Source organism: Paenibacillus sp. P32E, assembly GCF_001909085.1.
GTDB classification, from domain to species: Bacteria; Bacillota; Bacilli; order Paenibacillales; family Paenibacillaceae; genus Paenibacillus_AQ; species Paenibacillus_AQ helianthi.
Map to the genome: position 1 here is coordinate 1 of NZ_LVYY01000023.1, position 14416 is coordinate 14416.

Here is a 14416-nt window from a genome sequence, read left to right on the forward strand (position 1 = left end):
GGAATAATACTACTAACTATGATTAATGATAAGATGAAAAATAGAAAAGCATTATTTTTGTTGATTTTTGGATTCATTTTTTTATTTTTGATTTTTATTAATGGTTCACGGGCAGGTTTATTATCATTTGTGTTGGGATTTAGCTGCATTTTTATTGAGAATTTGAAAGTGCAAAATTATCGTATTAAAATGGAAAAGTTTTTATTATTCCATGCTGCTGCAACAATAATCGTTATTAGTTGTATAGTTTATTTTAATAAAATCTCCAATCTTTTTTTTAATAAGTGGAATGGAAGCTCTGATATTTCATCAGGCCGAGAGTTTATGTGGCAAGAAACAATTAAAGATGCTAATTTTTTTGGGCATGGAAGTAATTACTTTTATCAAAAATTTTTTATCGGAGATGCACATAATATTTTTGTTCAAGTTCTGGGTCAGTACGGGATGATCCCATTATTATTATTTGTACTTATGATAGTTTACTTAGTAATTCTTTTAGTTAAGTTAAAAGATACTAATTATTATGCAATATTTTTATCATATTTAACTTTGGGTTTATTCGAAAATGTTCTGTTTATTAACTTTAGATTTGGTACTATTACATTTATTATATGGGTTTTTATAGGATTACTTTTAGATAAAGACTATGAAGGAACGGGAGCAGATACTAAGTGAAAATACCTAAAGTAATACACTATTGTTGGTTTGGTGAGGGTGAGAAAAATGAGTTGATGAACAAATGTATTAATTCTTGGAAGGTATACTTGCCAGACTATGAAATAAAAGAATGGAATGAGAAGAATTTTGATGTAGAAAGTAATAGATATACACAAGAGGCTTATAAAGAAAAAAAGTGGGCTCATGTTACTGATTATGTCAGATTGTATGTTTTGTATCATCATGGTGGAGTTTATATGGACACAGATGTAGAAATTTTAAAAAATATTGATGTTTTTTTATTACATTCTGCATTTTCAGGCTTTGAAGATATAAACTTAATACCTACTGGGATAATGGGAGCTGAAAAGAATAATGCTTGGATAAAAGATTTACTTACCTACTATGATGGAAAAACATTTTATAAAGATAATGGGGAATTGGATTTGGTTCCCAACACTAGAACGATAACAGAATTATCCTATAAGTATGGGCTGGTATCTAATGGACAATACCAAGTATTGAATCAGGAAGTTTATATTTATCCAAAAGAGTATTTCTGCCCAAAAGAATATGCTAGTAATAAAATTAAAATTACTGAAAATACTTATTGTATACATCATTTTAATGGTTCGTGGTTAGACAAAAATACTAGAGTGAAAAGATTTTTAATACAACATTGCGTTAAAATTATTGGAGTGGAAAAATACTTGAAAATACGTTATTTGTTTAAGTAAAGTAAAATAAATAATAACTGAACGATGTATCATTTAAATAGTACTTGGAACATTTATTGACATGAGTGATAATACGCAATAGATTAGCAACTTTTGGAATAATAAAATTAAGTTGAAGTCAAAGATTTTTGATTTCAGAAACACGAGGGTGTAGATGGTTGATTCTTAGCGGGTAGAACCCAATAACTTTCACTTATACCCAGTCCACTGAGTGAACAATAGATTGAAAACACACGGTAGACTTACCCATGAGGCCACCTCCTGAATCGAGTGTGTTCGTGTACATTCGATTACCAGTAGTCGGTCTTTTTGTTTGTTTTTGTATTGACTTGTATTAGGTTGATTAACTTCCTTTGATTAGAGTCATTTAACAAGAGAATGGACTGATAAGAGTGATTACACGGAAAATATTAAAAAATGCTTTTTATTTGTTTTTTGGAAATATTTCAGTGAGAGTTATTCTTGCTATTGTGACAATTTTATTTGCGCGTAATATTGGACCAGACGAATATGGTATATTCGCAGTAGCGATAGCCTTTTCTAATATCGTCGCTTATTTCACAGACTCGGGTTTAACTAACACATTTATGAGAGAGGCGACAAAGGAGAAAGCAAATATCACCAAATTAATAAGCAGCTATTTTAGAGTTCGTTTAGTTCTTGCTTTATTAGCAATTGTATTTTCATATTTTTTTATTAATTCTTTTTATAGTGATCCAAATATAATAAAAATAATTAATTTAATTGTATATCCTACTATTATTGGTGTTGCTTTACAAGGAGTAGGTACGGTTTTTTTTCAGGCAAACGAACGAATGCAATTTTCTGCTGCTATAATGGTAACACAAGGAGTCACTACATCATTATCAATATTTTTAGGTATTATATTAAAGGTTCCTTTAACACAGGTAGCCATAATGTATGGTTGTTCTTCACTTGTAACTGGGTTCGTGTCCATTATTCTTGTTCTTAGATATACTTCGTTACATAAGGGATGGGACAAATCGATACTTATCAATTTACTTTCTTTTACTATAAATGGGATAATTATTATTATGCTACCTCAACTTGGACCTATTATCTTGGAAAAAGTTAGTACACTAAGTGAGGTGGGGCTTTTTTCTACAGCCTATAGAATTCCATCAGTCTTGTATCAAATTCCAGGTATCATTGCAATTGCATTTTATCCTAGGCTATTCACCTATGGAAATGATGGTGATTATCAAAACCATAGGAGTTTATCTAAATTTGAACTGAAACTAATGTCTTTTATAGGTATGTTAATAGGATTGCCATTTGTTCTAAATTCTGAATACTGGATTGTAGCGCTTTTAGGTGGAGAGTGGATTAAATCTAGCGCAGCTTTATCGATATTATCATTTATGATTATTCTCCAATCAATTAATTATCCTTTAGCAGATTACCTAACTACTATTGGTCATCAGTCAAAAAGGACACTAGTTATGGCTATTGGCTTATTAGTAGCAATCTTAGGATACCTAATAATGGGATTTTATTACGGCATGTTAGGGGCGGCGTTCACTGCAATCTTAACAGAAACAACATTATTGATTGGTTTTTGTATTTTTATTAAAAATGGTTTATCCTTTTTTATAAGTGGTGTAAAGTTCAATTTGTTTAGTTTTATCATTTGTATTAGTATTTATTACTTCCTACCAAAAGACAGGCCTCTAATATTTTTGTCCCTAACAATGATATTTTTTGTTTTGTTAGTTATACTACTTGATCAACAAATACGCCAAATTATTAAAGATAAAATTGTAGTTAAGTTTAAGCATTTTCAAAAATCAAAAAGTGAATAAGTTCAATCTACACACTGACTGATTGGAACTAGAAAGTAAGATTCTTTATAAAGTCTGCTTAATTTATATAATGGACAGTATAAGGGGAAATTGAATTTATATAACATATAATGAAAAGAAGTGTGAGCCTCAGATGTTTATAAATCTTTAATCGTATATAGAGCATAAGGTATATTGGGAGCAAAGAATCAATCCTTAATATAGGAAGTGGCTTATGAATATCAGAGATTTCAGAAAGAATCCAGGCAAGTACAGAAAAAGAACCTTTCTTCTGTACTTGCCTGTTCTATTAATATTTTTATTGCTCTTTACTGCAGGTCGTGTTCTTATCCTCCACCAGTCGCCCCAACAAGCAGACGTAATCATCGTTCTAAGCGGGGGAGTGGGCCGAATTGAAAATGCCGCTGAATTATATAAATCTGGTTATGCCCCTTATGTGTTACTGTCGAACTCTAAAGAAATATCCAGTACATCCGGTGACATGCTCCAAACCGCCCTTGCACTTGGAATCCCTGAAGATGCCATACTGTCCGAAAATGCGGCGCTCAGCACCTACCAGAACGCTGAGCTGACACTACCGATCATGAAGCAGCATGGCTTCACTTCTGCTATTGTTGTTTCTTCTGAGTTTCATATGCGGCGGGTAAAGTTACTATTTGACCATGTTTACAAGAAATCAGGTATTGAACTGACTTATATCGGTTCAGATTCGGGATACAACGCTAATTATTGGTGGAGTGACAAGTACAGCCGGGAGACTACATTTAGCGAGTATACCAAGATGATTGGGAATGCCTTCGGATATAATGGACCTGAGGCCAAAAATGCTCTGGAACAGATAAAACGATGGTTTCGCTAGATTCCGATTGCTAAAATAGTAGCAGTGGATCGAAGTGGCATAAGCTGGTGGGTAAGGAACGGAGACGGAGGCCTAACGGTCTCCGTTTCTTTTTCGCGGGTTAACCAGGAAACTGTTGAAACACTATTGCCGTAGACCCACTTGATGTATAATTATTCCGGCAAGTCTAGTAACTGCTCTCTTTCTTGGGAGTAGAACGTTGATAGTCAGGAATACTTATTATGTTTGGGGGCGATGAGAGTGAAGGGCAAGACAATGAAAGTGTTGGCAGCGTGGGGGATGCTGCTGAGTTTGCTGGGCGGGGGAGTTGCTAATGCGGCGACGGTAGTACAGCAGACATCGTCTTATGTTTTTGTGGATGTACAAACCACGTATTGGGCAAATGAAGCGATTCAGAGTATGGCGAATCAAGGCATCATTACAGGTAATCCAGATGGCTCCTTTAAGCCGGAAGCGGCCATTACGCGGGAACAGCTGGCTAAGCTGATTACGCTGACCTTTGGGCTTGACTTGGTCTTGGACGGAACACAGACCTTTTCGGATGTGAATTCTTCTTCCTGGGCTTACAAGTATGTTGAAACGGCCAAGGATTATCTCACCGGGTATTTCCCTATGAAGGGGAAGCCGTTTTTTGATCCCCAGGCGAATGCTACCCGTGAAGATGTTGCGGTTGCGCTTGTTCGTGCGATGGGACTGGAAACCGAAAGTGTTGACGCCGATGAAGTGCTCCGCTATAAATTCAACGACTATGAGGATGTAACTCCACAACTGGCTAAGGAAGTAGCGGTTGCCGTGGATAAGAAGCTGATTCAAGGATTTCCGGATGGCACATTCAGACCGAATAGCCCGATTAATCGTGCTTCTGTAGCCACTTTGCTGTACCGTGTGCTGAAATCTTCCTATACTACGGCTACACAGGATGTGAAGCTGGACGTGCAGGTTCCGAAGCAGGTTTCGGACAGAACCGTTAAGGTAACCGGTAAAGTGAACGCTGACGCGAAGGTCTATATCAATGATGAAGAAGTAGAGAATGTAGATGGGGCTTTTGCTGAGGCTTATGATCTGGATGAGGGTGAGAAGGTCTACGAATTTGTAATCAAGGCCGTGCTGCCGAATGGTCGCTCTAACACAGTCACCAAGCAGGTCACTTATCAGACTTCAGGACCTCAACTCACGGTGCAGGCCCCGGAAACATCCAATCAACCTACGGTTAAGATTACCGGGAAGGTTAAGGACAGTGGCGATACCAATCCAGAGGTTACGATTAATGACAAAACAGCCTATGTTTCTTATAATGGCGATTTCAGTGAAGAGCTGACCTTGAAGGAAGGTATCAACAAGATTGTTGTGACTGCTGTCAATAAGTATGAGAAGAAGGCAGTGGTGGAGAAGCAGATTGTTGTTACCTTGGGTGGTCCCGTACTGACACTGGATCTGATCCCGGATACTAGCAACAGTAAGACTATAACGTTAAGTGGAACAGCCACAGATAAGAATGACAGCTCTCCGAAGATTTATATGAATGACGAATTGGTGGGCAGCTACGGTTCTTTCAATAAAACGGTGACGCTCAAGGAAGGCGATAATGTCTTTACCTTCAAGGCCACTAACAGCCTGGGCAAAAGTTCTGCAGTGATTACCAAGACGATTACGTTCAGTGTGGGTGGACCTGTGCTGACGCTGGACCTGATTCCTGAAGCAAGCAATAGCAAGACTATAACTTTAAGCGGTACAGCTACGGACAAGAATGATAGTAGTCCGAAAATCTACATGAATAATGAGCTTGTGGGCAGCTATGGTTCTTTTAATAAGTCGGTGACCCTTAAAGAGGGAGACAACATTTTCACCTTTAAAGCAACCAACAATATGGGTAAAAGCTCGGCTGTCCTCACCAAAACGATTACTTTCAAAGTAGGGGGTCCTGTACTGACACTGGATCTGATCCCGGAGTCTAGCAGCAGCAAGACTGTAACCCTGAGCGGGACAGCAACAGATAACAATGACAGTAGCCCAAAAATCTACATGAATGACGAACTCGTAGGCAGTTACGGTTCTTTTAATAAGTCTGTAACGCTAAAAGAAGGGGCAAACGTCTTCACTTTCAAAGCAACTAACGATTTAGGTAAAAGCTCAGAGCCTGTCACGAAGACTATTACATTTTCGGTAGGCGCCCCCGTTCTTGCTCTGGACTATATTCCCGAAACGACTAGTAACAAACAGCTTACGCTGAGCGGGAATGCCACTGATCAGAATGACAGCTCTCCGAAAATCTATCTGAACGACGAGCTGGTAGGCAGTTATGGAAGCTTCTATAAATCGGTCACTTTGGCTGAAGGAAGTAATAAATTTGTGTTCAAGGTTACCAATAGTTTTGGAAAAGTAACTACGGTTGAGAAGACTGTCATTTACACCCCGGCACCAAGTAAAGAGTAGGATTACAACGATCTATGCAAATGGTATGGATGTAATGGTGGAGCAGAGGATATCTCTGTTCTGCCATTTTTTTGTTTTAGGAACTGAGTGTGTATAAGGCTCAAGCCTTCCCCCCAACCAAAAACCCCAGCCCCGGCACCCGCTTCACCACCATACTGAGCCCTAGCGACCCTGCAACAGCTATCACTGTGGTTGGGAACCAGCTCAGGTAGCTGTCATAGAGGTTGTGCTCCATGAAGTTCAGCAGCAGGATGAAGATACCATAGTGGAAGATCAGGATGGCGAGAGATTCTTGGCCGATGTAGGTGAGGAAGGCAGTGAAGAATCTGGATTTGGAGAGCAGTTGGGTCATTTGGATGGTGAGCAGGCTGCCGGCGATCCCGGCGGTGTAGAAAAGAAGCAGATTGCCGTATTCCCTATTGTTCATATCTACATAGCTGTTGAAGTAGGCTGCGGCTAGGAAAATGACTATTAGTAGGAGGGTGCCCAGGTTGAAGATACGGATCTTGCCGAGCAGTTGACGCTGCTTAAGCTGGTAGCCGATGAACACGAAGAGCTGGGCAACGAGTGCGACATCGATGTTCCAGGGCAGGAAGGCTACAGTGCTTAGAGCATAGCCGGACAGGCTTAATGAGAGCATGGCGGCAAGCTGCAGGAGGAGCGGGCGTCCACTCAGATAACGCATACTGAGGCAGAAAATAATCTGGGTCATGAACAGACAGGCCAGGAACCAGATGGGAATGTTCAGGAGCAGGCCGCCGGAATAGGTTCCGTAAGCGATAGCCACTAGAGGTTCATGCCAAGCGATGTCCGGGGTGTGATTGGTCTCGAGGGTTCGGAGTGTAAGCCAGAGTAGGTAGCTTAGGAGTCCGGCAGAGAGATAGGGAACGACGAGGGTAACGATTCGGGTACGCAGCAGGGAGGTGAAATTGTCAAAATATTTGGAGGCGCTGAAGAGGTACCCGGAGACGATGAAGAACAGCGGAAGCCGGAAGTCTCTGAACATATCATTCAGAACGACTGGAGTTAGGCCGGCATGTCCTACTACAACGAGCAGAATCGTAATGCCTCTTACCATGTCGATCACTTTGAGCCGAGGGGTCCTTACGGTGGCGGAAGTCGATTCTGCTGCAGTTGTCACTGAAGATGTGTCCGGTGCTTGCATGGCTTGGCGGCAGCCCCCTAACATATAAGTTATACATTAGGTTATAGGAAATAATAGGTAAGAACAATGGTGCAAACTAGTTATTTCAAATACTACCTTAGTTGGTTGATATACTTACGTGATCGTTATATAAATAGGGGGAGTTGGGGTTCTTTTTATAATTGATGTGTAATCATATGAAATGAAAGGAAAGTGAGCGGATGAAGGAATATGACTATTCATTGGATGCAATCAAGGGGATTAGCTGTATTTTGATGATTATGGCGCATATTCCGCTTTATTTTAATGGCAATGAACGTGTGTTTCAGATCGTTGCCGGTTTGGCTCCTGTACTTTTCTTTGCGGTCTCGGGGGTGACAACCACGCTGCAGGCACGCAGGCGAAGCTTCAGATCGATGCTTAGCTTTTATGCACTGTTCGCTGTCATTGGCTTCTCTTATAATCTCATGTGGAGACCGGATATCCAGGCATTCAAGATTATGGATGTTCCTCAGATCATCGCACTCGGGGTACTCAGTGTATACCTCCTGGAGAAATACCTCAAACCTCCACTCTATTTATACCTCCTTTTGTCGCTGATAGCGTATTCGGTACATGGTTTCATCGGCCACCGCTTGCCGGATTTCCCTCTCAAGTCTGTTTTGTTCACAGAGACGATCGGGTTTACGTATTTCCCCTGGATGTTTGCGTTTGTGGCCGGAATCTTTGCCTACCGGTGCAGTAATCGGGTGAATCTCATTCTAGCTCTATGTGCAGGGCTGCTGCTTGCCGTAGTCAGTTACGGAGGCGTGCATGAAGCGGATTTTGTTAAATATAATATGTCCGTGCAATATCTGCTGCTGTCGCTGGTGGTGTTGTTCGGGGTCTTCTACCTCTTCAGACGCAAAAAAAGCTACGCTTCCACAAATCTGATTCTGTATTTCGGCAAGCATTCGCTACTATTTCTGTTTACCCATCTGTTCCTAATCCTGGCATTTGACCGGTTGGGTCTGGGCCGCTTATATATTGTATGGATGTGGGGTCTGGCTCTAGTCTGCACCTATGCGGCGATGAGAATCCTGCTGTGGCTGGGCCGCTACATAGAACATTACATGGATCATCCGGTCCCTTGGGTTCTTATCGTCGTGGGTGTTGTTGCGGTTCCGCTGGTGACCTCCAATAGGGATTTCATCATTCTTGCAGAAGCCGTACTGGGCATTCTCTTCTCGCTCAATTACAAAAAACTCTCCAGCTTAATGTCTGCCAGCCCATCTTCCCGCCCGCTGCCAGCCACTCAGGACCAAGCCTAATTACAATCTGATCAGTAGCACCCGCTGGAAGTCCGGAACGGCGCCTGCAACCGACGCTTCGTGATGGCCAATCAGGGTAAATATACCCTAGGAGGTGTAACTATGAAATGGACCAAACGATTACAGCTAACCTCGTTAACCCTGCTCTCTGCAGGTCTGCTCACTTATGCAGGGTGGGGGACAGCAGCTTCAATGACAGCAGCGGCGGCGCCAGCAACACCAACACCGTCCTGCAGTAGCGGGGATCACGGAATTCTGCAGAAGCTGCAGAAGAAGCATACAGATGGGAGTTCGGAGCCGCTTACCTTCGCTGCTGTGGATTTTCTGAACGCAGATACGGGCCGGGCGGCCGGGAACGGCTTTCTCATCGGGACTTCGGATGGCGGCTGTCACTTTCAGGAGATCTATCAGGGACAATGGAGCTTTCAGCAGATCGATTATCCGGATAATGTACATGGGTGGGCCCTGGCAACCGTTCAGGATGGACAAGCCAAGTACTTGATTCGAACGACGGACGGCGGCTCAACCTGGAAGCGGCTGGGTTCTGACACGGTGACTTTTGAACGCATAGAATTCCTGGATAGTACAACCGGGTTCGGCTATAACCGCGCCTCTACTTATTATACGAACGATGGTGGGGCCAGCTGGAGCAAAATCACTACACCGGCTAATACACGCGGAGCTGACTTCACGAGCCGTAATAGCGGCTGGGCGGTAGTTATCGTTCCAGGCAGCGGCTACCAGGTGATGAGAACCACCGATGGCGGGGCCAGCTGGAAGCGGATGATGAACGCGGCTTATAGCGATCCGCAGTATGCTAGAGTCTATGCGAATGCGTCGCAGGTGTATACGGTACTCTACGGTGGTTCAGGAATGTCGCAGACCTCGTATTCACTATATGGCAGCTCCAATGCTGGCAGCAGCTGGACCCGGGTTATCGCTCAGGAAACTGCCGGTGGCGGCCCGGCACCAGGGAGTGGAGCGGCCAAAGTGAAGAAGGGACCGGGTTCGGGCAGTCCGGGAAATATGCAGCTGGTCGGCAAAACGACGGCCTTCATGGTGGGCTATCAGCCTGCGGCCCAGATGGTAGGGACCGGCGTGACCCAGAATAACGGCCAGGCATGGAGTAACTCCAAGACGGTTTTGGGCTTTGAAGGTGTCATCTCCTTCGTAGATGATAATCAGGGCTGGCTGGCGGTACGGGATCTGAATAGCTCAACCCTGTATTTCACCAAAGATGCAGGGGCGAATTGGAATGCCAAGTTTTCTTTTGAGTTCTAAGGGCTCTGTTTCAGAGATTTGTCACGTTTTCGTCTTGTCTATAGCGGTCCTCTCCCGCTTATAATAGGGGAAAGAGACAGGAGGATGATTGTCCAGATGAGAAATAAAGTTCTCGTAGCCGCAGGACTAGTGGTTGTTATCGCCATAGGAACATATATGTTAGCTGGAACCACAGACAAGAACGTTAACAGCAAACCGGATACGGCTGTAGTGGAAATGGATACCCCGAGCTTCAAGGAAATGGTGCAAAGCTACAGCATGCGGACCGTACAAGCCGAGTCGGCGTCTATTTCATCCACACAGCTTATTGTTAAAGAGAGCGAAACCAAATCTACGACCTATCGATTGCCGGCAGACGAATTTTTTGTCTCCATCGCACCCTACGTCGAGAAGACACATCCGTGTGCAACCCATAATCTGACCGGATGCCAGGGAGAGATGGTCGAGGAAGAGTTTAATATTTCGGTCAAAGACGCGGACGGCAATAAGGTCATGGACAACCAAACCGTGAAATCCCAGCCCAACGGATTCATCGATTTGTGGCTGCCGCGGGACCAGACCTATCAGGTAACGATCGAGCATGACGGCAAAAGAGCCGAATCCGAGATTTCCACATTCGAGAAGGACGATACTTGCGTTACGACGATGCAGTTGGGGTGAGGGACAACTAGGCAAGTCTCAGCACCTGTCGTCTACAACGCAAGATAATGGATATGAACCCCCGTCTCCATAATTGAGGCGAGGGTTTTATATTACCCTAATCATGGTAACATTTGTTAGAAGATGCGCATTAAGTTATGCGGAATCGGTCAGAGAGGGGTGTTAAGAACTATTTATAAAACGTTGTGTTCATACGATAGAATAATAAAGACTTAATCTATTTCGGAGGGACACAAGGTGAGAATACATATTAAGAAACTGAAGATCGGCGATGTTCTGAAAACCGATATTTTTAACCGTCAAGGTCTTCATGTGCTGGCAAAAAAGACAAAAATCCGTCTTGAGGATATTGCATTACTGAATAAACATAACATTAAATTTGTGGATGTTGAGGGCAGTGTAGAAGAACGTATAGCCAGAGAGGTATTTAATGGTACTGAACGTCCTCTGAGAGTCAAACATAATTATGATGAATCTATTAGGGAATACCAAGCCTTCTTTTTGGAGGCTGTAATCTCGGGAGAGTTTGATCAATCGAAAGTGAAATGGACGCTAATGCCTTTGTTGGAACAGCTTGATGAGCAAAAAGACGTGCTTACACTACTGTTCAGTTTCCAAAAAGAAGATGAGACCATTTACAATCACTCCTTGCAGGTTGGTTTGTTGTCATACTATATTGCTGCGTGGCTAGGCTATCCGAAGAGTGAAAGACTTGAAATTAGCAAGGCAGGATACCTCCATGATATCGGGAAGAGTCGCGTTCCGTTATCCATCCGTAACCGGGTCGGCCAATTAAATGATGAGGAAGAAAAGGTGCTTCAGAAGCATACTGCGGCAGGCTATCAGATTATCCGCAAATCGTTGAACAATGATACAACTGCATTAGTGGCGCTGCAGCATCACGAAAGGGAGGACGGAACAGGCTATCCACTCGGATTACAAAAAGATAAAATCCATCCCTATGCCCAGATTGTTGCTGTGGCCAATGAATTCATCAGCAAGACATTTACTCCTGCGGAACAGCCGAGGCGAAACTTCTCAATAGTGCTTCAAGAAATTTATGAGCTTGGATTCGGTAAATTGAACGAGAAGCCCGTGCAAGCGCTAATACATAATCTGCTCCCTAATATGATTGGAAAAAAGGTACAGCTTAGCAATGGACACATAGGAGAAATTGTATTGAACAATCCTATGGATTTTTTCAGACCCCTTGTGAAAGTGAAAGAGGTATTTATAGATTTGTCAAAAGAACGTAATCTGAATATTCGAGAAATTATAGTTTAGATCAATTTTAACTGATAGGTATGCGCTAGTTGGATTATCGGGGGAATTTAAAAGAGCCGGCACTTAAGATCAGTGGCGGCTCTTTACTACTTGTATTAGATACTCATTCTTCCCCTGTCTCCACAATCCACACCTCCGGCAAATTGCGGAACTGCTCCGCGTAGTCCAGGCCGTAGCCGACGACGAATTCGTCGGGGATTTCGATGCCGCAGTAGTCGATGGGGATGTCGGCAAGGCGGCGGGAGGGCTTGCTGAGGATGGTGCAGATGCGGACACTTGCAGCCTCCCGGAGAGCAAAGAGCTGCTTGAGATGCTGCAGGGTCAGGCCGGTGTCGATCATGTCCTCGACGAGGAGGACATGTTTACCACGGATGTCGGTGTCGATGTCTTTTTTGACGGTGATGACGCCGCTTGAGGTGGAGCTGGCGCCATAGCTGGATACGGACATGTAATCCATGCCGATAGGGAGGGTGATCTCGCGCATCAGGTCAGCCATAAATACGGCTGCTCCCTTGAGGATGCCGATGAGCACCAGCTCCTTACCTTCGTAATCCCGTGATATGTCTGCTCCAAGCTCCTGGACTCTTTGCTGCAGCTCTGTTTTGGTTACCAGAACCTTTTGTAATGACGTCATTGTGTGGGCTCCTTATGAATCAGAATGATCCCGCCGCAGCAAACTTTCTGTGTTCACGGGCTGCTTATGATCAGGATGATGATCTGTCCTTTTCCTTAAGCATAACATCATGTGCTCCGCCTTCAAAGATGGTTGTCGAAGAGACAAGGGTAATCTTCGCCTGTTGCTGCAGCTGCGGGATGGTTAGTGCACCGCAGTTGCACATGGTGGATTTGATTTTGCTGATGCTGAGATCCAGATTATCTTTGAGACGACCGGCATAAGGAATGAAGGAATCCACGCCTTCCTCGAACTCCAGCTTGCTCTCCTTGTCGGCATTGCCGAAGTCGTACCGCTGCCAGTTGCGGGCCCGGCTGGAGCCTTCGCCCCAATACTCCTTCACGAAGTTGCCGCCGACCAGCAGCTTGCGGCCCGGGCTTTCATCGAAGCGGGCGAAATAGCGGCCCAGCATCACGAAGTCGGCCCCCATCGCCAGGGCAAGAACGATATGGTAGTCATGCACGATGCCGCCGTCGGAGCAGATCGGGACGTAGATGCCTGTTTTCTCGTAATACTCCTGGCGTGCTTCAGCGACTTCAATGACGGAGGAGGCCTGGCCGCGCCCGATGCCTTTTTGCTCACGGGTGATGCAGATGGAACCGCCGCCTATGCCGACCTTGATGAAGTCCGCACCGGCTTCGACCAGATAGAGGAAGCCTTCCTTGTCCACTACATTGCCTGCGCCAACCTTCACTTTCTCCCCAAAAGTCTCCTTAATATAATGGATCGTCTCGGCCTGCCATTCGGAGTAACCATCCGAGGAGTCAATGCAGAGTACATCCGCACCTGCTTCCACAAGCGCCGGAACACGTTCCTTATAGTCTCTGGAGTTGATGCCCGCCCCGACGATCAGCTGCTTGTTGCTGTCATGCAGCTCGAGCGGGTACTCCTGATGGCTGTCGTAGTCCTTGCGGAACACGAGATGAACCAGATGGCCGCTGCTGCTCACGATCGGCAGACAGTTCAGCTTGTGATCCCAGATCATGTCATTGGCTTCAGTCAGGGAGATGCCTTCATTGGCATAGATCAGTGAAGCGAGCGGTGTCATGAACCCGGTAATCGCGCAGTCCGGCGGCAGCCGGTTCTCACGGTAATCGCGGCTGGTGACTATGCCCATCAGCTTCCCTGTAGGCTCTCCGTTGTCGGTGATCGCGATGGTCGAATGGCCGCTGCGGGCTTTCAGCTCCAGTACATCCTTCAGGGTGTCCTCGGGACGAAGATTGGAATCGCTGAGCACGAAGCCGGCCTTGAATTTCTTGACTCTGCGGACCATCTCCACCTGCTGCTCAATCGACTGCGAGCCATAGATGAAGGAAATTCCGCCGCTTTTGGCCAGGGCAATCGCCATATTATGGTCGGAGACAGCCTGCATTACGGCAGAAGTCACGGGGAGGTTCATCGTCAGGGCTGGCGTTTCTCCCTTGTGGAATTTGGTCACCGGAGTTCTGAGATCGACATTTCCCGGAATGCAATCTTTGGTCGTCAGATTCGGCACCAGCAGGAATTCGCTGAACGTTCTGGATGGCTGATCATAATAGTAAGCCATGTGTGGTCG

At 44.5% G+C, this 14416-nt stretch carries 12 protein-coding genes; 9 read left to right on the forward strand and 3 right to left on the reverse strand.

Annotation, left to right across the window (positions count from 1 at the left end; all coding sequences use genetic code 11):
* From A3848_RS19550 to A3848_RS19570, 5 genes are all read left to right on the forward strand, one after another.
* Window positions 1-675, forward strand: a 675-nt coding sequence (locus tag A3848_RS19550) for an O-antigen ligase family protein (protein WP_143192429.1), incomplete at its 5' end; no start/stop codon positions are given.
* Window positions 672-1394, forward strand: a complete 723-nt coding sequence (locus tag A3848_RS19555) for a glycosyltransferase family 32 protein (protein ID WP_083612241.1) — start codon at window positions 672-674, stop codon at window positions 1392-1394. The genes A3848_RS19550 and A3848_RS19555, both read left to right, overlap by 4 nt.
* A 392-nt stretch (window positions 1395-1786) precedes the next feature.
* On the forward strand, window positions 1787-3217 hold the full coding sequence (locus A3848_RS19560) for an oligosaccharide flippase family protein (protein WP_074086548.1): 1431 nt from the start codon (window positions 1787-1789) through the stop codon (window positions 3215-3217).
* A gap of 214 nt (window positions 3218-3431) precedes the next feature.
* Window positions 3432-4076, forward strand: a complete 645-nt coding sequence (locus A3848_RS19565; RefSeq protein WP_074086549.1) for a YdcF family protein — start codon at window positions 3432-3434, stop codon at window positions 4074-4076.
* A 240-nt stretch (window positions 4077-4316) separates the two neighbouring features.
* On the forward strand, window positions 4317-6509 hold the full coding sequence (locus A3848_RS19570) for an S-layer homology domain-containing protein (RefSeq protein ID WP_074086550.1): 2193 nt from the start codon (window positions 4317-4319) through the stop codon (window positions 6507-6509).
* Between the two features lie 100 nt (window positions 6510-6609).
* On the opposite strand, the gene A3848_RS19575 is transcribed toward A3848_RS19570, so the two are convergent.
* A complete protein-coding gene (locus A3848_RS19575; RefSeq protein ID WP_074086551.1) occupies window positions 6610-7674 on the reverse strand; it encodes an acyltransferase family protein in 1065 nt (354 codons plus the stop codon).
* Between the two features lie 200 nt (window positions 7675-7874).
* Between A3848_RS19575 and A3848_RS19580 the strand changes: the two genes are divergently transcribed.
* The 4 genes from A3848_RS19580 (at window position 7875) to A3848_RS19595 (ending at window position 12188) form a co-directional block, all read left to right on the forward strand.
* The gene (locus tag A3848_RS19580) at window positions 7875-8963 is read left to right on the forward strand and encodes a hypothetical protein (RefSeq protein ID WP_074086552.1); all 1089 of its coding nucleotides are present in this window, start codon (window positions 7875-7877) and stop codon (window positions 8961-8963) included.
* Between the two features lie 102 nt (window positions 8964-9065).
* Window positions 9066-10244, forward strand: a complete 1179-nt coding sequence (locus A3848_RS19585) for a beta propeller repeat protein (RefSeq protein WP_083612244.1) — start codon at window positions 9066-9068, stop codon at window positions 10242-10244.
* Window positions 10245-10340: 96 nt separating this feature from the next.
* Window positions 10341-10904: a CueP family metal-binding protein gene (locus tag A3848_RS19590; protein ID WP_074086554.1), complete on the forward strand. Its 564-nt coding sequence runs from the start codon at window positions 10341-10343 to the stop codon at window positions 10902-10904.
* A 237-nt stretch (window positions 10905-11141) separates the two neighbouring features.
* Window positions 11142-12188 carry an HD-GYP domain-containing protein gene (locus tag A3848_RS19595; protein ID WP_074086555.1) on the forward strand — a complete coding sequence of 349 codons (1047 nt, stop codon included), beginning with the start codon at window positions 11142-11144 and terminating at the stop codon, window positions 12186-12188.
* 103 nt (window positions 12189-12291) lie between these two features.
* On the opposite strand, the gene hpt is transcribed toward A3848_RS19595, so the two are convergent.
* A complete protein-coding gene (gene hpt / locus A3848_RS19600) occupies window positions 12292-12822 on the reverse strand; it encodes a hypoxanthine phosphoribosyltransferase (protein ID WP_074086556.1) in 531 nt (176 codons plus the stop codon).
* A gap of 70 nt (window positions 12823-12892) precedes the next feature.
* Complete coding sequence (locus A3848_RS19605) at window positions 12893-14407, reverse strand: IMP dehydrogenase (RefSeq protein WP_074086557.1); 1515 nt, start codon at window positions 14405-14407, stop codon at window positions 12893-12895.
* Window positions 14408-14416 lie beyond the last annotated feature (9 nt).